General features: G+C 65.8%; 25 protein-coding genes. 11 read left to right on the plus strand and 14 right to left on the minus strand.

Annotation, left to right across the window (positions count from 1 at the left end; translation table 11 throughout):
* Window positions 1–24 precede the first annotated feature (24 nt).
* Entirely contained in the window at window positions 25–999 is a 975-nt protein-coding gene (locus TQ38_RS01315) for a glycosyl hydrolase family 8 (RefSeq protein WP_370059792.1), read from the plus strand.
* Window positions 1,000–1,042: 43 nt separating this feature from the next.
* Here the strand turns inward: TQ38_RS01315 and TQ38_RS01320 are convergent, their stop codons facing one another.
* The 3 genes from TQ38_RS01320 to TQ38_RS01330 all read right to left on the minus strand — a co-directional run bounded on the left by TQ38_RS01320 (window position 1,043) and on the right by TQ38_RS01330 (window position 5,466).
* On the minus strand, window positions 1,043–2,299 hold the full coding sequence (locus TQ38_RS01320; protein WP_043973950.1) for an MFS transporter: 1,257 nt from the start codon (window positions 2,297–2,299) through the stop codon (window positions 1,043–1,045).
* A gap of 182 nt (window positions 2,300–2,481) precedes the next feature.
* On the minus strand, window positions 2,482–4,404 hold the full coding sequence (locus TQ38_RS01325; RefSeq protein WP_043973947.1) for a TonB-dependent receptor domain-containing protein: 1,923 nt from the start codon (window positions 4,402–4,404) through the stop codon (window positions 2,482–2,484).
* A gap of 150 nt (window positions 4,405–4,554) precedes the next feature.
* Entirely contained in the window at window positions 4,555–5,466 is a 912-nt protein-coding gene (locus TQ38_RS01330) for a LysR family transcriptional regulator (RefSeq protein ID WP_043973945.1), read from the minus strand.
* Between the two features lie 220 nt (window positions 5,467–5,686).
* Here TQ38_RS01330 and TQ38_RS01335 point away from each other — a divergent pair, with 220 nt between their 5' ends.
* Both TQ38_RS01335 and TQ38_RS01340 read left to right on the plus strand, forming a co-directional pair.
* A complete protein-coding gene (locus TQ38_RS01335) occupies window positions 5,687–7,171 on the plus strand; it encodes a DUF2779 domain-containing protein (protein WP_043973944.1) in 1,485 nt (494 codons plus the stop codon).
* A gap of 199 nt (window positions 7,172–7,370) precedes the next feature.
* Window positions 7,371–7,703, plus strand: coding sequence for a hypothetical protein (locus TQ38_RS01340; protein ID WP_052505644.1), 333 nt, complete (start codon window positions 7,371–7,373; stop codon window positions 7,701–7,703).
* 98 nt (window positions 7,704–7,801) lie between these two features.
* On the opposite strand, the gene TQ38_RS01345 is transcribed toward TQ38_RS01340, so the two are convergent.
* The 9 genes from TQ38_RS01345 to TQ38_RS01385 all read right to left on the minus strand — a co-directional run bounded on the left by TQ38_RS01345 (window position 7,802) and on the right by TQ38_RS01385 (window position 18,078).
* Window positions 7,802–8,476, minus strand: coding sequence for a flagellar hook assembly protein FlgD (locus TQ38_RS01345; RefSeq protein ID WP_043973942.1), 675 nt, complete (start codon window positions 8,474–8,476; stop codon window positions 7,802–7,804).
* Between the two features lie 12 nt (window positions 8,477–8,488).
* The gene (locus TQ38_RS01350; protein ID WP_043973941.1) at window positions 8,489–9,796 is read right to left on the minus strand and encodes a flagellar hook-length control protein FliK; all 1,308 of its coding nucleotides are present in this window, start codon (window positions 9,794–9,796) and stop codon (window positions 8,489–8,491) included.
* 122 nt (window positions 9,797–9,918) lie between these two features.
* Window positions 9,919–12,018, minus strand: coding sequence for a flagellar biosynthesis protein FlhA (gene flhA / locus TQ38_RS01355; protein WP_043973940.1), 2,100 nt, complete (start codon window positions 12,016–12,018; stop codon window positions 9,919–9,921).
* A gap of 298 nt (window positions 12,019–12,316) precedes the next feature.
* Window positions 12,317–12,784, minus strand: coding sequence for a helix-turn-helix domain-containing protein (locus tag TQ38_RS01360; RefSeq protein WP_240197920.1), 468 nt, complete (start codon window positions 12,782–12,784; stop codon window positions 12,317–12,319).
* Window positions 12,784–13,155 (minus strand): flagellar motor switch protein FliN, encoded by a 372-nt coding sequence (gene fliN / locus TQ38_RS01365; protein ID WP_082057615.1) that lies wholly within the window; start codon window positions 13,153–13,155, stop codon window positions 12,784–12,786. Before fliN ends, TQ38_RS01360 begins: the two co-directional genes overlap by 1 nt.
* A 10-nt stretch (window positions 13,156–13,165) precedes the next feature.
* The gene (fliF, locus tag TQ38_RS01370; RefSeq protein WP_043973938.1) at window positions 13,166–14,752 is read right to left on the minus strand and encodes a flagellar basal-body MS-ring/collar protein FliF; all 1,587 of its coding nucleotides are present in this window, start codon (window positions 14,750–14,752) and stop codon (window positions 13,166–13,168) included.
* A 162-nt stretch (window positions 14,753–14,914) separates the two neighbouring features.
* Window positions 14,915–15,796: an OmpA family protein gene (locus tag TQ38_RS01375; protein ID WP_043973937.1), complete on the minus strand. Its 882-nt coding sequence runs from the start codon at window positions 15,794–15,796 to the stop codon at window positions 14,915–14,917.
* 540 nt (window positions 15,797–16,336) lie between these two features.
* Window positions 16,337–17,038, minus strand: coding sequence for a FliH/SctL family protein (locus tag TQ38_RS01380; RefSeq protein WP_052505643.1), 702 nt, complete (start codon window positions 17,036–17,038; stop codon window positions 16,337–16,339).
* A gap of 11 nt (window positions 17,039–17,049) precedes the next feature.
* Window positions 17,050–18,078 (minus strand): flagellar motor switch protein FliG, encoded by a 1,029-nt coding sequence (locus tag TQ38_RS01385; protein WP_043974535.1) that lies wholly within the window; start codon window positions 18,076–18,078, stop codon window positions 17,050–17,052.
* 104 nt (window positions 18,079–18,182) lie between these two features.
* Here TQ38_RS01385 and TQ38_RS01390 point away from each other — a divergent pair, with 104 nt between their 5' ends.
* From TQ38_RS01390 to TQ38_RS01420, 8 genes are all read left to right on the plus strand, one after another.
* Window positions 18,183–20,888, plus strand: a complete 2,706-nt coding sequence (locus TQ38_RS01390) for a hypothetical protein (protein WP_043973933.1) — start codon at window positions 18,183–18,185, stop codon at window positions 20,886–20,888.
* Between the two features lie 23 nt (window positions 20,889–20,911).
* Window positions 20,912–21,340 carry a flagellar basal body protein gene (locus tag TQ38_RS01395; protein WP_043973931.1) on the plus strand — a complete coding sequence of 143 codons (429 nt, stop codon included), beginning with the start codon at window positions 20,912–20,914 and terminating at the stop codon, window positions 21,338–21,340.
* A 503-nt stretch (window positions 21,341–21,843) separates the two neighbouring features.
* The gene (locus tag TQ38_RS01400) at window positions 21,844–22,938 is read left to right on the plus strand and encodes a helix-turn-helix transcriptional regulator (protein WP_205316059.1); all 1,095 of its coding nucleotides are present in this window, start codon (window positions 21,844–21,846) and stop codon (window positions 22,936–22,938) included.
* Between the two features lie 51 nt (window positions 22,939–22,989).
* Window positions 22,990–23,127: a hypothetical protein gene (locus TQ38_RS29825; protein ID WP_162792179.1), complete on the plus strand. Its 138-nt coding sequence runs from the start codon at window positions 22,990–22,992 to the stop codon at window positions 23,125–23,127.
* Between the two features lie 93 nt (window positions 23,128–23,220).
* A complete protein-coding gene (locus TQ38_RS01405) occupies window positions 23,221–23,730 on the plus strand; it encodes a response regulator transcription factor (protein ID WP_052505642.1) in 510 nt (169 codons plus the stop codon).
* 49 nt (window positions 23,731–23,779) lie between these two features.
* Complete coding sequence (locus TQ38_RS01410; protein ID WP_043973926.1) at window positions 23,780–24,118, plus strand: hypothetical protein; 339 nt, start codon at window positions 23,780–23,782, stop codon at window positions 24,116–24,118.
* 59 nt (window positions 24,119–24,177) lie between these two features.
* On the plus strand, window positions 24,178–24,624 hold the full coding sequence (locus TQ38_RS01415; RefSeq protein WP_043973924.1) for a hypothetical protein: 447 nt from the start codon (window positions 24,178–24,180) through the stop codon (window positions 24,622–24,624).
* Window positions 24,596–25,057, plus strand: a complete 462-nt coding sequence (locus TQ38_RS01420; RefSeq protein ID WP_162792180.1) for a hypothetical protein — start codon at window positions 24,596–24,598, stop codon at window positions 25,055–25,057. The genes TQ38_RS01415 and TQ38_RS01420 overlap by 29 nt, the downstream gene beginning before the upstream one ends.
* 71 nt (window positions 25,058–25,128) lie before the next feature.
* Here the strand turns inward: TQ38_RS01420 and TQ38_RS01425 are convergent, their stop codons facing one another.
* Both TQ38_RS01425 and TQ38_RS01430 read right to left on the minus strand, forming a co-directional pair.
* Window positions 25,129–25,566: a flagellar biosynthesis protein FlgN gene (locus tag TQ38_RS01425; RefSeq protein WP_240197921.1), complete on the minus strand. Its 438-nt coding sequence runs from the start codon at window positions 25,564–25,566 to the stop codon at window positions 25,129–25,131.
* Entirely contained in the window at window positions 25,541–25,864 is a 324-nt protein-coding gene (locus tag TQ38_RS01430) for a rod-binding protein (RefSeq protein WP_043973919.1), read from the minus strand. Before TQ38_RS01430 ends, TQ38_RS01425 begins: the two co-directional genes overlap by 26 nt.
* Window position 25,865: the final 1 nt, after the last annotated feature.

A 25,865-nucleotide genomic window follows, 5' to 3' on the forward strand; every position in this document is an offset into this window, starting at 1 on the left:
GACCGCCGTACTTTCTCGCTGGGAATGCTTATGGCCTTGACCGCAGCCTGCAACACCGGCGGCAGCCAGGGACGCGCGCAGGCCGTGACCGACAGTTTCTGGACCGCGTGGCGAGACCGTTTCGTGGCGCCCGAAGGCCGGGTGGTGGATACCGGCAACGGCGGCATCAGCCATTCCGAAGGCCAGAGCTACGGCATGATCCTGGCTTTGCGTGCCGGGGACCGCAATGCGTTCGAGCGTATCGCGAAGTGGACTCAGGACACCCTGGGCCGTCAGGACATGGCGCTCCATTCCTGGCGCTATGACCCGCGCGAGGCGATCCGCGTCTCCGATCCTAACAACGCCACCGACGGCGACCTCGTCATTGCCTGGGCGCTGGCACTGGCCGGGGAGCGCTGGCAGCGTTCAGACTGGACAAAGCGCGCGCAGGAAGTGCGCGAGGCGATCCACATGCACTGCGTGGAGCAGCGCTATGGCCGCAGCCTGCTGCTACCGGGCGTGGTTGGCTTTGCCGAACCGGCGCAGGTGCTGGTGAACCCTTCCTATTTCGTGTGGCCCGCGCTCGATCATTTCGTGAAGATGGACGGAGACTCCACCTGGGGCCCGGTGATCCGCGACTGCGAGGCGATAACCCGGCTGGCGCGTTTCGGCCCTCACCACCTGCCCTGCGACTGGGTTGCGGTTACCAGCAAGAACGACGTCGCGCCCGCGCCCGGCAAGCCGCCGCGCTTTGGCTACGATGCGATCCGCGTACCGCTCTATGCAGTGGTCGGAGGGCGGGCGGGCCTTGTCCAGCCCGTTGCCGAGTGGTGGCGTTCATGCCTGTCTCAGCACCGCCCGATCCCTGCGTGGATCGACGTGGTGACGGGCGAAGAGGCGAACTATCCGCTGTCCACCGGCGGCGCGGCAATCGCCGGGCGGCTGATCGCTACACTGGCACCGGCAGCGCTGGATACGGATTATTTCTCCGCATCGCTGCAGATGCTGGCGCGGTTGTAGAAAACGTAGTCCTCCCCGGGCTTGGCTCGGGGAGTGACCTTGGTCAGCGTTTCGCGCTGAGCGAGAGCAGGCCGAACAGGCTCAGTAGCGCCGCGCCCGAGATATAGAGCCCCACGAACAGCACGCCGCCGCTGTCGGCCAGCCCCTGCGCGATGGCGGGTGCAAAGCCGCCGCCGAAGATGCCGCCGACGTTGAAGGCGATCGAGGCGCCGGTATAGCGCACGCGCGGCTCGAACAGGCGCGGCAGCAGTTCGGCGAGCGGGCCGTAGACCAGCCCCATCGTGAACAGCGCAAGGCACAGGAACGCGCCGATCATCCACAGCGATCCGGCCGCGAACATCAGCCCCATGATCACGCCGACGACGATCGCGCAGAAACATCCGACGATGAGCACGCTGCGCGAACTGCGGCGATCCGCCGCATAGCCCGAGATCAGGATGCCCAGCGCCATGAACAGGATGGCGAAAAGCTGGACGCCCAGGAACGTCTGCCGGTCATAGCCCAGCGTGCCGGTGCCGTAGCCCAGCGCGAACGTGGTCGCGAGGTAGTAGATCGCGAAGCAGGCGATGACGGCGAAAGTGCCGGCCACGGTTTCGCGCAGATGCGTGCGGAACAGCTCCACCACCGGGATGGAGCGGTGATGGTCCTCCTCTGCGACTGCGACGAAAGTTGCAGTCTCGCCCAGACGGAAGCGGATCCACAGGCCCAGGCCGACCAGCAGCGAACTGAGCAGGAAGGGAATGCGCCAGCCCCAGCTTGCGAAATCCTCGTCGCTGAGCGTGGCGCTGATGATGAGGAACAACCCGTTGGCGGCCAGGAAGCCGACCGGGGCGCCCAGCTGTGGGAACATGCCGAAGCGGGCCGCATAGCCCGGCGGCGCGTTTTCGACCGCCAACAACGCCGCCCCGCCCCATTCGCCGCCAAGGCCCAGCCCCTGTGCGAAGCGCATCGTGCACAGCAGGAGCGGAGCCAGCCAGCCCACCTGCTGGTAGGTCGGCAGGAATCCGATAAGCACCGTCGCCGCGCCCATCAGCAGCAGCGAGGCGACCAGCGTCGACTTGCGGCCCACCCGGTCGCCGAAGTGGCCGAACAGGGCCGCACCCACGGGGCGGGCGATGAAGGCGATGGCGAAGCTGGCATAAGCGGCCAGATGCTGGACAGTTGCGGAATCCGCCGGGAAGAACAGCGGCCCGAAGACCAGCGCCGCAGCGGTCGCGTAAATGTAGAAGTCGTAGAACTCGACCGCCGTGCCCACGAGGCTGGCGGTGAGCACACGCGCGTTCTGGCGGTAGACGTTCACGGTTCAGGCCCCCTCGTTGCAGCATCTATTCCGGGCACTCCCCTAACGAGGCGCGGCGACATTGGCGAGAGGGTCTTGATTGTCGCCCCGGCCCTGCCAGCGGGGGGGCAGGCAAGGCCGGGACGACCGCAGGATCGCGCGCGGACACGAAATGAGGGGTCAGCACCCGCGTGCGAAAGGGATCAGAACCGCGCGGTGACGCCCATCCACACGCGCGCAGGGTCGATGACGTAGCCATAATCGTCATAGCTCAGGCGCTTATCCAGCAGGTTCTGGATGCCGGCGTGGAAGGTGAAGCCGGGTGAGACCTTGTACGATCCGCCCAGATCCACCGTGGTGTAGGACGAGGCGACGATGTTGTTGCCGCTGATCTGCGCCTCGGTAACCGCTTCCTCACCGCGATAGACAGCGCGCACGTAGGCGGACAGGCGATCGTCCGGGCGCCAGTTCAGGGAAGCGCTGGCTTGCTGCTTGGGGGTATCGTTCAGCGCCTGTCCGGCATTGGTGCCGGTAAGCTGCTCGGAATCGGTCAGGGTGCCGGTGGCGTTGAGGCGCAGGGTCTGCGTCAGCTTGACGTCGATGGTCGCCTCGATGCCGCGCACCTTCGCCTTGTCGACGTTGACATAAGTGGTCGGCGGGCGGCCGATCGAGCTTAGTGGTTCGTCGATGCACCAGGCCGCGGCCACCAGGCAGGTGACGCGGGTGATCTTGTCGTTGAAGCGGGTGTCGTAGACGGTCAGGCTGGTCTGGAAGCCATCGCCTTCGTACATCGCCACCGCCTCGATCGTGCGGGAGGTTTCCGCTTCGAGGTCGGGGTTGCCGTAGATCGTGCCGCCCCGGCTCGACTGGCCCCAGTCGGGCAGGGTCTGGCGCAGGTTCGGGGCGCGAAAGCCCTTCGAATAACCGCCTTTGAAAGTCAGGCTCTCCAACGCGTTCCAGACCAGGTAGACGCGCGGCGTCCAGTGTTTCCCATACTGTTCGTCGTTGTCCAGGCGGATGCCGCCGGTAAGACGCAGGTTGTCCAGGATCGCCAGTTCGTTCTCCGCGAACAGTGCCCAGTTGGTGCGGCTGGCCCCGGCGCGGGTCGAGCCGGCGAGCAGGTTGCCGGTCGTGTCGATCAGGTCCTCGTTGCGGAAAAAGCCGCCCAGGCTCAGCATGTTGGAAGGCAGCGCTACCGACCAGATCGACTGGGCGACGGTGTTCTTGATCCGCTTGGTGGTCTCAAGGTTCTTCGCGTCCTCGTACTGCACGTAGCTGTCCGAATTGGCGAAGCCCCAGCGGCCCTGATGGCTGAGCGCGGCGACATAGCGCTCCTGCGTCTGCACATCGAGCGTGCCTTCAGGCACAGTTGCGGTCACTTCCACGGTCTTGCCGGCGGTGGAGGTCACTTTCTGGCTGTAGAAACCGCCTTCGATGAGGAAATCGTGGTCGGGCCCGGCGGAGAAACCGATTTTGCCCGCCAGGCTCTCGTCCCTGCGCTCGGGCGTGCCGCCGACGACGCGGTCTTCGGTACGGCGGTTGAGCGAGCCCTGGACCTGCAGGCCGATGCCCTTGGTGATCGGGCCGGACAGGTAGAAGTTGCCATCATAGAAATTGCCGTAGTCGTCGCCCAGCTGCATCGTGCCGTTCATGCGCACGCTGCCGCGCCAGGTGGGGGCGATGCGCCGGGTGATGACATTGACGACGCCGCCCATCGCGTCCGACCCGTAGAGCGAAGACATCGGGCCGCGCACGACTTCGATGCGCTCGATCGATTCGAGCGGGGGCAGCAGGCCGCCTTCGGACGTGTTTCCGCCGTTGGTGCGCGTCTCGCGGCTGCTCAGGCGCTTACCGTCGACAAGGATCAGGGTGTACTGGGGCGACATCCCGCGGATCGAGATGTCGCGGCTGTTGCCCTCGCCCGGGGTGACGGTGACGCCGGGGATTTCCATCAGCGCGTCGGTGACTTCGCGGTAGGGCAGGCGCTCCAGATCCTCGCGCGTGATTACGCTGATCGAGGCCGGTGCATCTTTCACTTCCTGCTCGCGGCTGGTGGCGGTGACGACGATGGTGGAGCGGTCGGTCGCTTCCGCCGCCTCGTCGGCGATGGCCGGGGCCTGATGCATGGCGATGGCGAACGCCCGCGCTCATGCGCAGGCTGTTGTTGTTGGACACGATACCCCCTTGGAATCTTCTGAGATGCTAATGCAAATGGATTGCAAGAAGGCCCTTTGCCCCAAGCGGCATGAAGGCCAACAGTCAATATCGGATAACGACTATTCGCCGGGAACCCGGCAGGCTTCCAGAAGCCGGTCGCGCAGCCAGGCGCTGGCCGGGTCGCGGTGGCTGCGCTCGTGCCAGAGCAGCCAGTATTCGAGCTTGCCCAGTGCTTCGGGCGCGGGCCGGGTGGCCAACTCGCCCAGTCGCGCGAACCGGGGCATCGCGCGTGAGGGGACCACCGTCATCAGATCGCCCGCCAGCAGCAGGTCCGGGGCAAGGGCGAAGTAGGGCACGCTGGCTGCGACCCGCCGCCCGCCTGCCTCTGTCCCCAGCAAGGTTGCAACGCGGTCCAGTCCCGCATCGCTGACGGTGATGCCAAGGTGGGGGTAGGCAAGGAATTCGCCCACCGGCAGCGGCTCCTCGCTCGCGCTGGCCAGTGGGTGGGCGGGGCCGGTCACGCACACGAAACTATCGCTGAACAGATGCAGGCGGTGAAGCTGCGAAGGATCGTGTTCCAGGCCCGAGACGGCAAAGTCTATATCGCCCTCGGCCAGCGAACGGTGGGTCGCATGGTTGAGCGGCAGGATGTCGATGGCGATCCCCGGCGCTGCCTCGCGCAGCGCGGCCAGAGCCGGCAGCAGGACGGACATGACGCCGAAATCGGTCGAGGCGATGCGAAAGCGGCGCTCCACCCCGGCCGGGTCGAATGTCCGCTCGGTCAGCAGCGAGGAGGTTGCGGCCACCCAGTCCGCCAGCTTGCCGACCAGTTCGTCGCCGCGGTGCGTGCGGATCATGCCGGCACCGGAACGCACCAGCAGCGGATCGCCCAGCGCTTCGCGCAGGCGTGCCAGCGAACGGCTGATGCTGGGCTGGCTCAGGCCAAGCACAACGGCAGTGCCGCTGACGCTTTTGGTCTTGAGCAGCATGGCAAGCACCAGAAGCAGGTTCGGGGAAAGTGAGGGGACCATGACTTGACGATTTGTTGCAAAGAAATCGCATTAGCAATTAACGCCGAAAGCTGCTACTGTTGCGGGCCCGCGCAACAATTTGCAACGATTGCACCCTAGCGCTTCCCTACGCAAGAGATGTCGAGGGATTTGCCTTGCGCAACATACCGGCTTTGGCCGATATGCCGGCCCGAAAGCACGGGCGACCGAAATTGACGCACCGCCAATTCAGGCAAGTACCATGACAAGCGCTACCGTCCGTTCCCACGGCCTCTCCAAGTCCCGCATCACCGCCTTCGAACAATGCCCCAAACGCTTGTGGCTGGGCGTTCACCGGCCTGAAGTCGCGCAATACGACGATGGCGCCGAAGCCCGCTTCGATGCCGGGCATTTCGTGGGGGAGGTGGCCTGTTCGCTCCACCCCGAAGGCGTGATGATCGAGGCCGAGCCTGATTTATCTGCCGCCTTGGCCGAAACCGCGCGGTTGATCGGCGAGGGTCACCCCGGCCCCCTGTTCGAGGCGACCTTTCAGCACGGCGGTGTGTTGATCCGCGCCGACATCCTCGAACGCACGGCAAAGGGAAGCGGCTGGACGCTGGCCGAAGTGAAGAGTTCTGCGCGGGCGAAGGATTATCACCTCGGCGATATCGCCACGCAGCTATGGGTCATGGAAGGCGCCGGCCTGCGTATCGACGGGGCGGCAGTGCGGCATATCGACACCCGCTTCGTGCTGGAGCGGGAAGGGGATTATGCCGGCCTGTTCGCCGACGATGACCTGCTTGCGCCCGCCCGCAAGATCGCGGCGGCGCGCCCGGCTGTGGCCGCGCAGGCGCTTGCGGTGCTCGCGGGTGAGGAGCCGGTGCGCGAACCGGGCCCCCACTGCGCCGACCCGTTCGACTGCGAGTTCACCGCCTACTGCTCGCGCGGCCTGCCGCAGGGGCCGGAATGGCCGGTAACGGTGCTGCCCAACGGCGCATGGAAGAAATGGGCGCGGCAGGGCGTGACAAGCCTTCTGGACCTCGACGAGACGGCGATGACCAAGCCGCGCGAGGCGATGATCGTCGCAGCGACCCGCACCGGCATCCCGTTCCACAACGGCGAGGGCGCGCGCGCAGCCATGGCCGAATGGTCATACCCCCGCGCCTGGCTCGATTTCGAGACGATTTCGGCCGCCGTGCCGCGCTGGCTGGGGATGCGGCCGTACCAGCAGGTCCCCTTCCAGTTCTCGCTGCATCTGGAACAGGCCGACGGCACGATCACCCATCACGAATTCCTGCGATGCGACGGCTCCGACCCGCGCGGGCCCTGTGCGCAGGCGCTGGTCGAGGCGATCCCGGCGGGCGCCACGGTGATCGCCTACAACGCCGGGTTCGAGCGCGGGGTGCTGCGCGCCCTGGCCGGGCATGTGCCGGAGCACGGCGCCGAACTGCTGGCCATGACCGAGCGTACCGTGGATCTCCTGCCGGTCGCCCGCAAGCACTGGTATCACCGCGACCAGCGCGGTTCGTGGTCGATCAAGGCGCTGCTGCCGACGATCGCGGACCTCGATTACGCCAGCCTGGAGGTGAAGGACGGCGGCATGGCGCAGGACAGTTTCCTGGAGGCTATCGACCCGGCAACCACGCCTGAACGCCGCTGGGCACTGGAGGAAGCGCTGAAAGCCTACTGCATGCGCGATACCTGGGCGATGGTGCTGGTGGCGCGCAGGCTGGCGGGGACAGGGTAAAGGTCCTGCGACGGACGATTCTGTTATCAACGCATAGTTTCACGTCCCCGCTTTTTTATGCGCGGGTGTCGTATAGAGAGAACCGGTCGCCTGACTGATGAATTTGCGGTTCTTCATCTGGCGATGCGGAGGCGAATTCACCTCTCGGGTCCGGGGGCACGGACAGTAGCGATTCGGTCTGAAGTACTTTGAGAGCGCGATGGCGGAAAAATCATATCGGGGCCTGGACAGTGGGAATGTCCAAGTCTCCGGGGCGCAGCAGGAATACTGGTTTTCACTCAGGCTGCGGGTCGATTCCGCGGCCCAGCTATGGCAGGCGGCCGCTTTGCGCTGCCTCAGCCAGTCGGACCTGAGCCAGGACGAGGTCGAGGACCTGATCGGCCCCGCCGGCGACCCTTCCATTGCCGATTGCCTGATGATCCTGGCCCTGCCTGAGCGCCTGCCCGGTTGCACCAGGCTGGATACCGCGCTGCAACCCGTCCAGTTGTTGCAGGAAGAGCGTGAAGCTTGCGAAGCGCTGGGCCGGGGATAGCAGCGAAGCTTGCGAAGCGCTTAGCAGGGACTACCTGCGAAGCTTGCGAAGCGCTCCGCCAGGGACAGCCCGTCTGGACTGACCCCGGCTCGCTCCGGTCAGTCCGCCTTGGGGGCCGCCAGCGCGACGAGGCCCGACGCGGAAAGGCGGATGCCGTTCACACCCAGCATGATGTCGGTGCCATCGGTCACCACGTCGTTCACCACGCCGATCGAATTGATCGTGGTGTCGAGGCTTGATCCGCTCGCATCCTTCGCGTCGACCGACAGGGTATAGGCGCCTGCCGGTGCCTTGCTGCCATCGGTCTTGGTGCCGTCCCATTCATAGGAGCCCTGAGCTTTGGGATCGAGGTTGACGGTGGCCACGGTGGCGCCAAGCGAATCCTTGATGGTCGCGGCGATCGTGCCGGGCGTGCCGTCGACGTAGTAGGTCCAGCGCGCGGGGCTATTGGTATCCAGACCCGCCACGGGCGAATCGAAGCGTGCCTCGCGGCCAATGTAGCTCGATGCCTGCGCCATCTGCTGCGAGAGCAGCTGGCTGAGGATATTGCCGAGCGCGCCGGTCTGCTGGATCGACTGTTCCACCTGCGAATACTGCACCAGCTGCGCGGTATATTCCGAGGTGTCCATCGGATCGAGCGGGTCCTGGTTCGTCATCTGCGTGGTCAGCAGCTTGAGGAACAGGTTGTAGTCCGTCAGCAGGCCCGAAGTCGACGCGGCGGTGGTCGCGCTCGTCGTGCTCTTGGTCGAGGCGGTGTCGGTAACCGTCGTCATGTTCGCGCTGCCTTATGCCATGAGATCGACATGGCCGCTGCCTCGCAGCGACCTGTGGATGGGAATATCGTCGCCGCTACCGGCCAAATCGGAGCCGCCGCCATAATCGGGCCCCTGCGCCTGCGTGCGCTGGCCGTGCCGGGACTGGCCGCCCGCACCGCCGCCTGCGTTGCTGTCGAAGCGCAGCGATTGCGGGTCCGACCGCACCCCCGCATCGGTCAGCGCGCGGCCAAGGTCGGCGCTCTCGCGGCGCAGTATGTCAAGCGCGGCGGGGCTGTCGGCCGAGACTACCGCGCGCAGGATGCCGTCGTGGTCGAACGACATCCGCACGTCGATGCGGCCCATGTGGCGCGGGTCGATGCGGATCAGCAGGTCGCGGCTTTCGCCGTCCTGCCCGCCGCCCAGCGCACGGGCAATGCTGACCCCCACGTCCGCGCCGAAGCGCCCTTCGCGCAGGGCGACGGTGGCGCTGCCCGTCTCGGCCTGCGCGGGTGCGTAGGGGAGCGCGGCATGTCGGGCGTTCGCGGTTTCCAGCGTCTGGGAAAAGAGCGGGGCGGAGACGCGCGCCTCTGGCGCGGAAGGGGCGTCTACCGGTCCGCCGTCCGCCAGGGCAGGGGCCTCGCCGTGAGCGCGGGGGGCCTGATCCGGGGCGGTATGGTCCACCGGTTTGGCCGCAGCCTCATGCGGCGCGGCGGCGACGGTCGGAGCAGCTTCGGGTGCGGCCGAAGTCGGAGCCGCTACCGGCTGCGGCGGGACCGCAGCTGTGGTCGAAGGCTGTGCGGTGGCTGGAAGGCCAGTCGGCACGGATGTCACGAAGGGGGCATCCTCGTGCTTCGCGCGCCGGGGTTCCTGCGTCTCGCCATCGTCCAGAGCCGCGGGGGCGGTCACGGGAGTTTCCGGCGCGGTAATGGTAACCGTCGCCGCATCCTGTGGGAGCTTGAGTTGCGGCTTGGCCGTTGCCTCGGCCTTGGCTTCATCGGCGGGAACGGGCTGGGACGGAGCGGACGCGACCAGGTCGGTCTTTGTCGCCGCCGTGGGACCGATGGCGGTCAGCGCCGGTGCGGGGCTGCCCGGCATAGGCGTATCCCCGGCCGGTGCGGGAACGATCGCCGCATCCGTGGGAGCAGGCTTGGATGCAGGCGTGGGCGTGGGAGCCTGGCTGGATACGCCAGTCTGCACGGCGGCCTTGCCAGCATTTTCCAGTGCGGCACCGAAAGAACCCTGCGCCGATCCCTCACCGCCGGTTGCCGCGCGCGGGGGCACCGCCTCGGCTGCCTTGGGCGTCTTGATCGGGGAAAGGGACATCGCGGGAACGGCCATCAAGTCTATCATAGAACGATCGGCCTCGATGCGGTCGCGCGGGCCTGTCTTGCCGGTCGAGAATCCGGCGTTCGGCCTCGATCCTCGTCAGGAAATGTCAGGTCCAACCATACGCTGCCCGGTCAGTTGATGGCACCAAGGCTGCGCAGGCGCGCGCGCGGGTGGATTTCGTTCTGCGAGAGGACGACCGTGGCGGGCCGCACCCGCTCGATGATCGAGCGCACGAAGGGGCGCAGGCCCGGGCTGGTCAGGAGGCACGGGATTTCGCCCTGACCGGCCAGGCGGTCGTAAGTCTCGCGCACGGCGGCGATGAATGCCTGAAGCTGCGAGGGAGCCATCGCCAGATGCCGGTCGTCGCCCTGGCCGATGATCGCCTCGCCGAAGGCCTCGTCCCACACCGCGCCCAGCGAGACGATTGGGATGGTCCCGTCCAGCGTGTGCTGCGCCGAAATCTGCCGGGCAAGGCGCGCACGGACATGCTCGCTCACCTGGGTGAGATTGGAGGTCACCGCGCAGGCCTCGGCGATGCCTTCGAGGATGGTGGGCAAGTCGCGGATCGAGACGCCCTCGCCCAGCAGATTCTGCAGGACCCGCTGCACGCCGGAAATCGAGATGCGCGAGGGGACCAGCTCGGCGATCAGCTTGGCGGATTCCTTGTGGACCTCGTCCAGCAGCTTTTGCGTCTCGGTGTAGGAGAGCAGGTCGGCGATGTTGTCCTTGACGATTTCGGTCAGGTGGGTGGTCACCACGGTGCCGCAGTCGACCACGGTAAGGCCCCGGAAGCCCGCCTCTTGCCGCATCTCGCGTTCGATCCACAAGGCGGGAAGCTGGAACACTGGCTCCTTGGTGGCCTCGCCGCGCAGGCCGGTGTCGCCGCCGCCCGCATTGATGACCAGCAGCTTGCCGATGCGCAGCTCGCCCCGCGCGATCTCGGTCTCCTTGACGTAGACCACGTATTCGTTGGCCTGCAGCGCCATGTTGTCGAGGATGCGCACCGAAGGCAGGACGAAACCGTAGTCGATCGCCATCTGGCGGCGCAGCGCGCGCACCTGATCGTCGAGGCGCGGCTCGGCCACGGCGTCGTTGATGAGGGGGAGCAAGCCGTAGCCCAGCTCGATGCGCAGGGCGTCGATCGCCAGCGTGCGCGCAATCGGCTCCTCCGCCTGCGCGGCGGACTGGCGCGCCTGTTCGGCCGCATGTTCCACCCGCGCGGCGGCGGCTTCGCCTTCGGCCCGTTTGGTCATCGTCCAGGCAAGCCATCCGCACATGCCGCCGAACACCGCGAAGGGCAGGAACGGCAGGCCCGGCACCAGCGCGAGCGCGCCCATCAGAGCGCCGGCAATGCCGAACGCCTTGGGATAGCGGCCCAGCTGGTCGCCCAGCGCCGCGCCGGTCTTGCCCACGACGCCGCCCTTGGACACCAGCAGGCCCGCCGCCGTCGAGACGATCAGCGCCGGGATCTGGCTGACCAGGCCGTCGCCCACGGTGAGCAGGGTGTAGGTGTGGAAAGCCTGCCCGAACGGTACGCCGTGGATCGCCACGCCCACGATCAGGCCGACCACGATGTTGATCGCGGTGATGAGCAGCGCCGCGACGGCATCGCCCTTCACGAACTTGGAGGCGCCGTCCATCGCGCCGTAGAAGCCGCTTTCCGCCTCGATCTCGGCGCGGCGTTCGCGGGCCTGGCTTTCCGTGATGGTGCCGGCGTTGAGATCGGCGTCGATCGCCATCTGCTTGCCGGGCATGGCATCGAGGCTGAAACGCGCCGCCACTTCGGCGATGCGACCCGCGCCCTTGGTGATGACCACGAAGTTGATGACGATCAGGATCGCGAAGATGGTCAGGCCGATGACCGTCTCGCCGCCCATCAGGAATTCGCCGAAGGCCGCGATCACGCCGCCCGCCGCCTGATGTCCTTCGTGCCCGTGGCCCAGGATCAGGCGGGTGGAGGCGAGGTTCAGGCCCAGGCGCAGCATCGTCACGATCAGCAGGATCGTCGGGAAGCTGGACAGCTGCAGCGGCTTTTCGATGAACAGCGCCGTCATCAGGATCAGCACCGAAGCGGTGATCGACAGCGCCAGCCCCATGTCGAGCAGCCAGCCCGGCATCGGCAGGATGAGCATCGCGATGATAGCGCCCACGCCCAGCGCCAGCGCCAGATCGCGTCCCGGCCCCAGCCGGGCGAGGATTGGCGCGATCCTGCCGGAAAGCAGGTCTTTCATCGGTTCGTTCGGGGCGGAGGCCATGGTCTAGAACGAGGCTTTGTCGGCGGGGGACGCCGGGGGCTTCGACAGGCTCAGCCTGAGCGGGGCGAGAGGTGACCTTTCAAACCCGCTCAGGCGGAGCGGGGCGAGAGGTGACCTTGCAGACCGGCTCAAGCTGAGCGGGGCGAGACGAGACCTTTTAAATCCGCTAAGGCTGAGAGGGGCGAGAGGCGACCTTTCAACCCCGCTCAGGCTGAGCCTGTCGAAGCCCCCAAGGCAGGGCGCCGCTACTGGATTGCCTGAAGGCATGAAGCGCTCAGGCCCCGGCTGCGATTTCGTGGCGCACCGCGCCGCCTGCCAGCGAGGGCGTCACCGCCATCCCGTCCGCCAGGAAACTGCGCAGCTTGTTGCGCATGGTCCGCACCGAAATGCCCAGCATCACGGCTGCCGCGCTGCGATTGCCGCTGCAGTGGCGCAGGGTCTGGAGGATCAGTTCACGCTCGACGTCGGCGATGTTCTGCCCGACCAGCCCGGAGACCGAAGCGGGCACAGACTGCAAATCGCGCCGGTCGCCGCGCAGCCGTGCCAGTACGTCCTTGAGGTTCACTGCAAGGTCCACCACCACGACATCGCCGTCCGGCTGCTCGCCCGGCTCGGCCCATGCTTCGAGGGCTGCGGGGCCTGCCGTCTCCACGCCGATCCGGGCGGCGGACCCGCGCACCATCTCGGTCGCCAGCCCCACCGCGTCGCCCAGTTCGCCCACGAGCATGAGACGGGTGGTCATCATCCTTCCTTGCGGATGATTTCGGTGAGCGTGATCCCCAGCGTGCTGTCGATCAGCACCACCTCGCCGCGGGCGATCAGGCGGTTGTTGACGAAGATGTCGACCGGCTCACCCACGCGGCGGTCCAGTTCCACCACCATGCCGGGCTTGAGCCGCAGCAAGTCGCCGATATCCATGCGCGAGCGGCCCAAGACTGCCTGCACCTTCACCGGCACGTCGAACACGGCCTGGAGATCGTCGGGCGAGGGCGGCGCCGAAGGGCGCGGCGGCAGCGAAGTCGCGCCAAGCCCTGCGGCCGCATCGCTGGCGGCAGCGGCGTCTTCGGGCAAGTGCACGGGGGCGAGCTGCCGGGTCTCTGGCTCGTCGCTCATCGGATACCTTTCACGTGTTCATCCACTGGCGGATTACGGAGGCGGATTCGGCCGGATTGGCCGAAATCGTGTCGCCGATGCGCCGCAGCGCGGAGAGCTTTATCCGCCCGTCGACATGGGCGAGCGACACTTCCTGATCGAGTAGCCCGCCGGGTTCGATCGCGCCGTCCTCGCCGGGTTCAAGCTGTGCATACGTCAGCCCGCTGCCCGGTTCGCGGCGATCTTCGTCGTCCAGGCGCTCGCCAGGCGGCGGCAGCAATGCCGGTGCATTGGGACGGCGCAGCATACGGATGGCGAACAGCACGATGCCGCCCACCAGCAGGATTTTCAGCACGTCGAGGATGCGGTCCACGGTCAGGCCGAAAGGCAGGCCGCCGTCGATCCCGTCGAGGTCGCCGGGCGCGGCGAAGGGCATGTTCTCCACCACCACGCTGTCGCCGCGCTGGCCGTCGTAGCCGACCGCGTTTTCTACCAGGCGCTGCAGCCGCTCGATCTGCGGCGCGGGCAGGCCCTTCTCGCCGCCGTCGACCATCACCGCCACGGTCAGGCGCTTGATCTGGCCGGGGTTGCGCACCGCGACCTTCTGGGTGCGGCTGTTCTGGTACGTGACGTCTTCGGACGTCTCGTTCTGGGCGGAGCGGCGGTTGTCACCGGGTGTACCGGCAGGCGGAGCCTGATTGTCGGGAAGCTGCGCGGCCACGCTGGCGCCTTGGGCGCCGGGGTCGTTCTCGTTGCTCTGGCTGCCCGATTCGACGGTGACCTGGTGCTGGATGACCTGGGCATCGGGATCGAAGGTTTCGGATTCCTCGCGCACCTGATCGCGTTCGAGCAGGGCGGCCACTTCGGCGCGGACCTTGCCGCGGCCGACGATCGGCTCCACCATGGTCTCGATCTGGTCGCGCAGGCGGGCCTCGACTGCCTTCTGGCGGTCTTCCAGATCGCTTGCGGCGCCTTCGCCCTCGCCCGCGCGGGCCAGCAGCGCGCCGGTCTGGTCCACCACCGAGACGGCTTCGGGCGACAGGTCCGGCACGGCGGAGGCGACGAGGTAGCGGATCGCCTGCACCGCTTCCGCAGGCAGGCGGCCATTGGTCTTCACGGTGACGGAAGCGGTGGCCTTGCGTGCTTCGGTCTCGAACATCGCACGCTCGGGCATGACGACGTGGACGCGGGCGCGGGCTACCCGGTCGAGGCTTTCGATCGAGCGAACCAATTCGCCCTCGACCGCGCGGGTTTCGTTCAGCCTTGCGCGGGAGGAGGAAATGCCGAAGGGCTCCTCGCTGTCGAGCACTTCATAACCGATCTTGCCGCCGAGTTGTTCGGACGCCATCGACATGCGCAGTTCGGGCAGTTTGTCGGCCGGGGCCATGATAGCCGAACCGTCCGCCGAAAGCTGGAACGGGACGCCCTGCGCCTTGAGCTTTTCGGTGATCGTGGCGGCGGCGGCGGGGTCGAGGTCGGTGTAGAGATAGCCCATCGCGCTTTGCGGCGTGCGCGTGGCCATCCAGCCAAGCCCGAGCAGCAGCGCAATCGCGACAGCGCCCATCGCCAGCGCCCGGCGCGTCCCGATCTGCCCGATGAAGTTGCGTAGCGCGTTCAAGCCCGGCCTCTAAGGTCAATGGCGCCGCGCCCCTGCGTCGCCCCCGGGCATTATAGGATGAGAACTAGGCAAGACTTGCCGGGCGAAGGAAAAATCTGTCGCCCGGCAAGTCTTGCGTAAAAAACGAAGGTGAGGGCGGGGTTGGACCCGCCCTCGAACGTCTTACAGGCCGTCGAGGCCCTTGCTGACCAGAATGTTGACCGCAACGCGGCGGTTCTGCGCCTTGCCTTCTTCGGTGGTGTTGTCCGCCAGCGGGTCCGCTTCGGACATGCCGGTGGGGGTAAGCATCCGGTAGGGCTTCCAGTGGCAGGCCTGCTGGAGGAAATTGACCACGCCGCCGGCCCGCTTTTCGCTGAGCACCTGGTTGAATTCCGGGTTGCCGGTGGAATCGGTGTAACCCACGACGAGCAGCAGGGCGTTGTCCATGCCCTCGGCGCTCGATGCCGCAGCGCACAGGCTCTGCTTCGCCTCGGGCGATAAGGAATACTTGCCGGTATCGAAGTTCACGTTGGTCGTGCCCTTGATGTTGTACTTGCCGATATCGCCCATGCGACCACGCAGCGCTTCGGTTGCCGCCGTCTGCTCGGCAAACCCCTGGTCGGTGCCGTTGCGGATCATGGTGGCGGTCTTGAGATCCTTGTTCTGCAGCTTGATCTCGCTGGCCAGCAGGGTGCCGCCGCCTTGCAGCGTCTTGATGCTCACGGGCAGGCCGTTGAGCAGCGAGGTTGCCGCCAGCTTGTTGCTGCCCATGCCGAACAGGCCCTTGCTGGCGCTGATCTTGGTGGCATCGTCGACGACGACCACCGTGCGGTTACCGTCCGCGGACGTAACCTGTACCTTGGCGCCGCTGCGCGCCGAAATGATGCCCTTCACCTCGGGGCCTTCGGTCATCGCCGACCGATCGGTGGGGCTGGTGTCGGAAACGGTTACCGCGAGGCCGCCGTCGGACGGGTCCTGCGTCTGCGCGGACACGCTGCCTGCCGCCGTTCCGGCAAGCAGTGCTGCCATCAAGAGAACGCGGGGGCTGTGGGAAATGACACTCATTGGGCTACTCCTTCAAACTCGACCTGTCGGGCCTGCGAGATCGCAGCTTGTCGTCCAACTGCCGCCGCCGGGATGGCGTATCGGGCTGTCGGAACCCCTCCATCTGGCTTCATGAGAAGTGCGGCATGGAGCTGCACCTGAACCTGAACATCATGGACATCCTGCGTGTTCATCCCAACCTTGCGGTTACATGAACACCCCCCGTAACACAGGTGGCCGTCAGGCTAATTCGAGTGGATCATGCGATGAACCGATGCAGGCCGACCGGCGCAAACGTTCATACCTGGGTGGAATTATCAGGTGGGATTTACCGGAGCGACCTGAATTAGAGGGCAGTTGTTCCGAAAGATGCGAGACTGGGCCAACAGGAGAGCGTCGGGGGTCGATTTTCAAATAATTAGAAGAATTTGTCAGGTGACATCTTAAATTATGCTTGCGTCGGTTATTTGGCTGGCATTGAATTACCGGGATTATTCGCAAAGGTGGGCCTTCGCGTTTCGGTACCCCTAAAATGCTCGCCAGCGCACCCGCAGCGGGCGCCTATGCGGCGGCCAGCGTCCCGGCCAGTTCCGCCATCACGGCCACTCGCCGCGCCTCGGCATCGATGTTGAGGCCGCCCGCGCTCCATTCGATCCGCGCGTCGCCTTCCGGCACGCCTGCGTCATCCACCACCGTGACCGCCAGATTGCGGCCTGCCCGGGCCCTGCGTTCCGCGACCAGCGCCTCGATCTCGCTGCGCATCGCCGGGTTGGCGCGCACCACCAGCGCGGTGCCCTGCGCCACCTGTTCGAGGGCGCGGCCCAAAGCCTCGTCCACTGCGCGCGCGGGCGCCGCGTCGATGGCATGGCCGGCGAGCAACTGCGCGGCGTGGAGCACGACAGCGCCGGCCTCGGCCAGCATGGCGCGCGCGGCTGTGTCGAACCGGGCATTGATATCGCCCAGACCCGCGTGAAGCGCGTCGGTAGCCGCAAGCAGCGCCTCGCCTCTTTCCGAGCGTGCCTGCGTGGCCCCCGCTTCGAAACCGTCGGCGCGGGCGCGGGTAAGTTCAGCGCGGTGATCGGCGTGGAGGCGCTCGATGCGCGCCTCCAGTTCGGCAACCTTTTCGTGAAGGTCCTCGGGCGGCAGGACGAGGCCTGCTTCCCCGGCTACCTGCGGCTCCGGCGCATGGGTGTCCACGAGGTGGAACACCCGGTCGAAACCGAATGGCTGTATCGTCGCAAAGCCGTCCATTGTTGCCTTCACTCAGAACCCCATCAGTAGATCATCGCGTCGTCGCTCTTGGGGTCCGCCAGCATGATTTCGCCGCGTTCGCCCAGTTCCTTGGCAAGGCGCACCAGGTTGCCCTGTGCCGCTTCGCATTCGCGTGCGCGTACCGGACCCATCGCCTGCATGTCGTCGCGCATCAGCTTCGCCGCGCGTTCGGTCATGGCCCCGAAGAACAGCTTCTTCATTTCCTCCGGCGATCCCTTGAGCGCCAGCGCCAGTTCGCGCTTGTTGCAGTTGCGCACGATGACCTGGATCGCGGACGGCAGCAGGTTGCCCAGATCCTCGAACGTGAACATGAGGCCGCGAATACGCTCCGCCGCTTCGGGCGCGCGTTCGTCCAGCGCGCCCAGCATGTCTTCCTCGGTCGAGCGGTCGAGCGCATTGAACAGTTCGGCCATGCTCTCGTGCGGATCGCGGCGCTGCGAGCGCGAGAGGTTGGTCATGAACTCGGTCTTGAGCGTCTGCTCGACCTGGACGATCACGTCCTTCTGCACCGTCTCGGTCTTGAGCATGCGCATCACCACCTCGGTGCCGAAGTCGCGCGGCAGCGAAGCCAGCACGCGCGCGGCATGATCGGGCTTCAGCTTTTGCAGGATCACCGCCACGGTCTGCGGGTGCTCGCTCTTGAGGTAGCCCGCCAGCACGCCCTCGCTGACGTTGGAGAGCTTGTCCCACATCGTGCGGCCCGAAGGACCACGGATGTCCTCCATGATGTCCTTGACCTTGTCGGGCGCAAGCACGCCTTCGAGCAAGCGCTCGGTCGTCTCGTAGGAGCCATGCAGCGTGGTGATGCTGGACACCTCGCCCGAGAACTGGGCCAGCAGATATTCCACGACGACGGCAGGCACGCGGCCGAGCTGCGAGATGCTGCCCGAAAGCTCCTTGATCTCCTCGTCGCTCAGCTGCTGCCAGATCGGGATGCCGTGCTCCTGACCCAGCGCCAGCAGCAGCGCGGCCGCGCGCTGGAGGCCTGAGTACTTCTTGAGCTCCGGTGGTTCGCCCACCGCGGTCATCATGTTCACCTGCGAGACCCTTCGAAAATTGTCCGATTCAATCCGATCCCGGAGAGTTCCTTCTATTTATAGGAGGAACACCCGCGCAACCGGCCCAGGAGGCACAATTGACGATAAGTCTGAATAACGGGTTGATAGGATTATCTGTCCTGGGCGGAAGCACGGCGTATTCCTCCTACCTCAGCAATGCCTCCGCGACCGATAGCCCGGCGGTGATCGCGGCCAGAAAGGCCTTCACCACACCGGCCACCACCCCCCCGTGGCAAGGCTTGACCGAGCCCACCGGAAGCACTGCCGCACAGATCGCCGCGATCAAGCGCCTGTCGACCATCATCGATGCCAAGGGCGACAGCGCGCTGGAGGACCTGCCCGATGTGCAGACCGCCTTCATAGCGTACAAAGCACTGGAAAACCTTCGTATTCTGGCAGATGCGGGAACCTCGAAAACGATCTCCGACACCGAGCGCGCGGCGCTTCAAAAGACCTTCGCCAAAGGCATGGCGGACTTGCAATCCTACCTGGGATCGGCCGATACCGACCTTCTGACGCTGGCCTTCGGCAACACCACGAGCAGCACCCGCACCCTTGGCGTCGAGGCGCGCTACTCCACCAGCGCGATGGTCGGGACCGGCGTTTCCAAGACCCGCGCGGCGGCGATCGAGGGACTTTCCGGCAGCGAAATTCTTCAGGTCACCCTTTCGAAAGGCGGGGCCAGCGAGGTCGTCCAGGTCGATCTGGGGCAGACCAGCCAGCCGCCGACGCTCGATTCGGTCGCCGCTGCGATCAATGCCGCGATCGCTGCGCGCCCCGCGCTCGATGCTCAGGGCAATCCGGTGCTCGATGCCGACGGCAATGCGACCAGCCACTGGAAATCGAAATTCACGGTCGAGAAGACCGATGGCAAATGGGGCCTCGTCTTCAATCCCGCCGGGATCGAGCAAGTGTCGATCGACCAGGTCGATGCCGGCGACGCGCTGATGGTGGCCAGCGGCGTGACCGGGCCGTCCTCCCCCATGGGCGCGGACATCTACCGCATAGAGGACCTCGAAGGCTCGCTCACCTGGGAGCGGCTGAACAAGATCAACGCGGTGGACACCGCCGCCACTGCCCGGGCCAAGGCGGCCGCGAGCAAGGACGACGTCAAGGGCAAGGACTACACCGTCTTTGCCGACACGGCGGCGAACGGCATCGTTACCGACGCTCAGGGCTATAGCTACATCGTCGGCACTACCGACGGCGATCTTGGCGCGCAGATCACCGATGGCAAGGACGACCTGTTCCTCACCAAAGTCGACAGCGAAGGCAATGTCGTATGGCAGCGCAGCCTCGGCGCGGCCGGCAGCGCCAAGGGTGCGGCGGTGGGCATCGCCCCCAATGGCGAGATTGTCGTGGCGGGCACCGTCAGCGGCGCCTTTGCCGGCAGCGACGATACCCAGACCGACCTTGTCGTCACCCGCTTCAACGCCAAGGGCGAGGAACTTTCCAGCACCGCGATCCGGCAGGTCGGTAACGAGACTGCCTCGGCGTTGACGGTGGGCAGGGACGGGTCGATCTACGTTGCGGGCCGGGCCTCCAGCGGGGGCGGCGATGCGGTGATCGTCAAGCTGGATGCCGGCGGTAAACTGACTGAGCGGCGCACGATCGACAGCGGCGGATCGGATTCGATCTCGGCGCTGGCCATCGACAACGACGGCAACCTGCTGGCCCTCACCAACGAAAGCGGCGTGGCCACCCTGCGCAGGATCGCGGCGGGTTCGCTCACACAGGATCTGGGGTCCGTAGCGCTGGGCAACGCCTCGGCGCGGGCCATCGCGGTTTCCGAAACCGGCCAGATCGCAGTCGTCGGGTCGACCGGGACCACGCTGAACGGCCCGCAGGTCAATGCCCCCAGCGGCGGGCAGGACGCCTTCGTGACCCTGATCGGCGCCGACCTGACCGTGGCCGGCACCAGCTATATCGGCACCGCCGCCAGCGATCAGGCGGACAGCGTCGCCTTCCTCAATGGCGCGCTCTACGTGGGCGGGCGCACGGCGGGAACGCTCAGCGGCGACAAGGTGGGCAAGGTCGACGGCTTTGTCGCGCGGATCGACGCGGCCGATGGATCGGTGCAGACCGTCTCGCAGTGGGGCCGCCTGACCTCCTCGGTCGAGCCGGTGCGACTGACTGCCGTGGCGGGCGGGGCAACCGCGCTGGGCGCGCTGGGGCTTCACCGGGGGCTGCTCAACCAGCCGACCACCGGCGATCTCGTGGACGAAACCGCACTGCGCGTCGGCGACAGCTTCAAGATCAGCGTCGATGGCGAGACCGCCCGCTCCGTCACCATAGAGAATGGCGAGACCATGGTGAGCCTGGCGCAGAAGATCCGCCGGATCACCGGCACCGACGCCAAGATCACCACGCCGTTCACCGATGGCCGCTCCAGCCTGAAGATCGAGGTCATGTCCGGCCACACGCTGGAACTCGTCGCCGGAGCGGACGGGCGCGATGCGCTGGGCAAGCTGGGGCTCGACCCGGTGCGGCTGGTCCCGCCCAGGATCACCGCGAAGAGCGACCCAAAGGTAACGCCGGGCGGCCGCTACAACCTGGGCCTTAGCGACGCGCTGACCCTGCTCGATGCCAAGACGGCGGCAACGGCGCTGTCGAAGATCAAGTCAGCGGTCTCGATGACACAGTCGGCCTATCGCTCGCTCTACTGGGATACTACCAAGGCCTCACTGGTGGACGGAGTGCAGCCCACCGGTGGCGGTTCCGCCTATCAGAAGGCCCAGCTCGCCAATTATCAGGCCGCGCTTTCGCGGTTGACCGGCTCGTGATCGCCGGTTCGTAAAGGAACGCCATGTCCTCTTCCCTCCCCCCCATCTTCGACGGCATGGGCCGCGCGATGAAAGCCATGGCCGAGCACCAGCGCGTGATCTCGGAGAACATCGCCAATAGCGAGACTGCCGGATACAAGGCCCGCACCGTCGAGGCGCCGGACTTCTCCGCATTGGTCGAAAGCCAGGCCGGTGTCGGCGGCGCCCCCCGCGTCGCGCGGCCGCGTGTCGAACTGTCGGGCGGGATGGCCGCCCTCGGCGCCAGGCCGCCTCAGGCCGGCGGGCGCGTTATTCTCGACAGCGAGACCAGCGAAACCAAACCGGACGGCAACAACGTGACGCTGGAAGACCAGCTCCTCTCGCTGGGGCAGGTGCAGTCCGACTATGCGGCAATGACCAACCTCTACCGCAAGCAGATCGGCCTGATGAAGACGGCGATCGGCAAGGGCTGACGGAAAGGCATCTCCGGATACCGCGAATCGCGCCGGAGAAGGCGGCTGCGGGAACTGCCATCGGGTGCGCGGGTTTAAAGGATTGATCCTCGAAAAATGCGGGGGCGCGCATCAGGGCGGGTCGGTGATCCACAATTTTGCACCCAATTCGGAGCCGGAAACGGGCCGGGCGGCGGTCCTGCGGTGGTCATCAAGACCGCTTATTTCCGGGCTTTTGCGTGCTCCAACACCCTTTTTGCGGATTATTGACCGGCTTTTGCGTAATATATCCGTAATTTTAAGGAGATCGAAGCAGGATAGCCGCCACATTGCCAAGTCATCATGATCGTGGGCCAGAGCAGGGAAAAAGACCCGATTCGGATTACCCCCGATTGGATGCATTGACCGCCCAGGACAGGCATGAAAAAGCCTGCCCACCCCATGAACGGACAAGAAACACGATGAGCGAGAAATCGCCAAGGTTACGGCAGCAACCTGCGCAGGAACAAGTAACGAGCACGGCCGTGACTGAAATCGATTGCCATCGCTCACTTGTCTTCCCGAACCGTATTCGCAAGTTCCGCAAGCAACTCAATATCGGCTCGCTGCTGGAATTGTCGGACCGACTTCCGACGATCACCTATATCCGCCTCTCCAAGATCGAGCGCGGAGAAATCTTCGCCCGGGCCGACGAACTGCGCGCCCTCGGCAAGGCGCTGGGCGTCGAGCCCGACGACCTTCTTGTCGATGTGGACGATCCCGACTTCGATATTGCCGCCTGGGCCCAGCCGCTTCACGGTGCCGCTCCTGCCGATGCAGAGGAAGAACTCGGCGCGGTCCTGCTGGCCGCCGCCCTGCGCGCGCGGCGCGGCGGTGATCCGGCGCTGACGATCGCGGTGCTGGAACAGGACTACGGCATCGCCCCGGTCGTGCTTTCGCGCATCGAGAACGCCCTGAAGCCGCTAGGCCGCTGGAACGGGGATGTGCGCGCCGCGCTGCGGCGTCTGTTCGGCGCGGCCGACGACGCCGCGCTTGTCGCCCAAGTGGAAGCGATGCACGCGCGCGGCGACCTTGCCCCGGTCCTGCCGCTGGTTGCCAACCCTGAAATCCGCCTCGCCAAGTCGCGCGCCCGCATTGCCGCCCTGCACGAAGAACTGGCCGTGCCTGCCGGCGCCGCGCCGGTCCCGCAAAAGCCCGCGCCGCTGGCTCAAACCGCCGCCGAGGAACCTGCCGAAAGCGAAACGGGAACTGCGCGAATCCGCCTGCTCCCCGTTTTTGGCACCCCGCTGCCCGAGGGCCTGATCGCCCAGACGCCTACCGGCGCCGTTGTCGAGGCTCCGCGCGGCGCTGGTCCGCGTGCGTACGGCCTGCGCCTTGGCCGCCCCACGCTGGGCGCCGGCCTGCCCGGCCGTGCAACCCTGGTCGTCGACCCCGACCGTTATCCTGCAACCGGCGGCTTGGCAGTAGTCCGTGAGGAGGGCGGCCTGCGGGTGCTCTCGGTAGCCGCCGACCGTCATGGCAGGATGCTGGGCTATAGTGAGAGCCCGGACCTCGAAGTCGCGATCGACGCACTGGAGCCGTCCACCGTGGCCGCCGTGCTCTCCGCCGTTTTCGAGTAGCAGGTCCCGCCGCTGGCTCTGGCCGGAATTGGAACAGGCTTGGAACGGTGCTTGCTCATCCCTTTCCCGATCATCATCAAGGCCGATATTCGGCCCTCGGCAGTGTATGCTTCGCTGCCGGACGGAGCCGCTTTTTTTCAACGACGATTCGGCGGTTTCTCCGGGCCGCTGAACTATATCTATGGCTGAATAATGTTAATCATTGCAAACCGTTAACTTTTGATATTCACCCGAGGTTCGGACGCGAAATACTGCCCTTGGGCAGGGTGCAAGGGTCGCACGATGCAGGAATGGAGTGAGGCCGAGCTTCGGCAGAAGCTCTCGGCTAGACAATATGAGGTTTTGTCACTCGTGGCGCGGCACCTGTCGTCCAAGGAGATCGGTGCGCGCCTGGGGCTCTCGTACAAGACGATCGATAATCACGTCGCCGACCTCCTGATAAAGCTGAATGTTTCGAGCCGCGCCGACGCGGCTCGAATTTTCCTAGACATTTCAAAGCCTAGGGAGCGACTACCTAGTACCTCGCAAGGCCTCGACCTTGCCGCTCATCCCGGTGCACAAGCAGGTCAGCCGGAGAAAATCCCAACATTCGGCGAGGCTCAGGTGCAACCGTCCGTATCGCGGACAGCGCTCTCCTCGCTGTTGAGACTTCCTCCGGTCGGGGGGCCACGTCATGATCTGACGCTGGTGCAGCGCATAACGGCGATGGGTCAGATCGGACTTGTCTCCATTGCGGTGCTCGCAGCCATCGTCACGATCATGATCGGCATTCTCAACCTGCTGGGCAGGTGAACTCCATCACAGAGCAACCTCAGCGTGCCTCACGCAACGGAGAAGTATTATGCGCCTTTCGGATGCTGGCGGCCGTGCCGTCGCCGCGGATATTACCTGCATGTTCAAGAGCGTAGACACCGCACTGTTCGACGTGGCCCGCCTTGCGGCCACGATCATGGAAGCCAATGCCGCTTCGTCGGTTCTGCCAGCCCGCCTTCAGGGCGCGCTGGATTCCACCGCAGCGAGCTTTTCCAAGCTGGTCGAAAGCCGCAAGGACATGGTGCAGATGCACCGCAAGCTTGCCGTCATCAAGGGCGAGTCGCAGCAACGCGAGACGGATTGGGGTTGCCTGGGCGACGACAGGCCCAGCGGCGTGCTGAAAACGGTAGAGATCGCACGCGCCTGATTCGATCCGGTTGGAGAAGGTGACCTTGACGCAGGCCCTCAAAGGTTAAACGCAAGGTCATGCTTCTCAACATCGCCTTTACGCTTCTGATGATCGCCGCTTGCGTGCCCGCGCTCGCCTGGGGCGGGCCGGAAGGACGCAAGATATGCCTGATGTTTCTCGTCGCGGCGCTGTCGACATTCTTCGGCGCCACGACGTTGAAGGAAATGGTGACGCTGCCGGATGCGACGATCATCGTCGACCTCGTCCTGCTCGGCGGGCTGGCGCATGTGGCGGCCCGGACGGACCGGTACTGGCCGCTTTGGATCTGCGCCTTCCACATGCTCAGTGTCCTGTCGTTCCTGGCCTGGCAGTTCGCGCCGAACTCGCCGCTGCTGTTCAAGGCGATATCGGGCGTCTGGAGCATACCGGAACTTATCGTGCTGTGCGTGGGTCCTATCCTGGACCTGCGACAGTCCTCCTCGCAGGAGCTGAACAGTGCTGAAAATAGACGAATTGAGGGATGAATTGCAGACGGCCCTGGGCGACCATGCCCGGATCGAATGCGAGATCGACAACGTCCAGGTCTATCTGGATGCCATCGCCGTCAGGCGCCGGGTCGCGCCGGAGGTAGAGGAATGCGGCTGGCTGATGCTGCTGGATCTCTATCAGAACCACGGACGTGGCAGCATTACCGTTTCGCGTGCCTGCGCGGCCTCCACATACCCGACGACGACAGCCATCGACCACGTCTCCAAGCTCTCCAGAAAGGGGCTGGTGGCCTACGTGAAGGACAGCGCGGATCAACGCCGGGTCTATCTGGTACTGACGCAGCAGGGCATCAACGTCATCAGCGAATGGCTGGCGCTGATGCACCTGGAAGCGCGCAGGCAGGTTGAGGTCACGGCAGGTTCCATCGTTTCAGCGCTTCGCACGCTGCCCCGCCATAACCCGTCCTGATCGAGCCTTTCCTCCCACCATGCGGCGATGGAGCCCGGTCAGGCGTTCGGGGTTGATCCCGGGCCTGCGCCCTAGAATTCGCCGTTGAGCGAAATCGGCGTCGTCAGGTCGGTGCGGGCAAGGTTGCCACTGGCACCGTAGGCATACGTGCGGTTGCCGGTCAGGCGCTTCGCCTCGGCGGAGATCGCGGACATCATGTCGGCGGACAGTTCGATCTGGCGTTCCAGCAGCGCGGCGTTGACCATGGAGGCGGCGCGCAGTTCACCCAGTGCATCGGCGAAACGCTCGCGCGTGGCATCGTCCATCTGCGCCGACCAGCTCGGCTCCTGCCGGCCAAGCCGGGCAAGCCGCTCCTCCAGCGCACCGACGAGGCGGGCCTTGGCGCTTGCCAGTTCGGCCAGGTCCAGCGCTCGCTCATGCGCGTTCAGCCGCGCGGTTTCCTCGCGCATGACCGCAGAGAGCGAGGTCATGATCTCGATCACGTCACTTGCCATCGGCTGCTCCGGCATTCTGGCCTCCCTGCAGGCGGATGATCTGCGCTTCCACGGCCGAGGCTATGCCAAGACCCTTGCCCTGCGCGATCTGGTTGCCGATCTGCTCTGCCAGGATGCCGCGAAACATCTCCTCGCCGTGGCCGCCGGAGAATTCGTCGCCCTGCTCCACCGTTTCCATCATGATCTTGGTGATCTGCCCGGCGAACACGCCCTCGAACTGGCGCGCGACGCCGGCGGGACTGCGGTCCGGGGTGATGACCTGGGGCTTGGGCCTGATCGGAGCGGCGGCTGGGGAAACGACGGGATCGGTCATG

Source organism: Novosphingobium sp. P6W (assembly GCF_000876675.2).
GTDB lineage: Bacteria > Pseudomonadota > Alphaproteobacteria > Sphingomonadales > Sphingomonadaceae > Novosphingobium.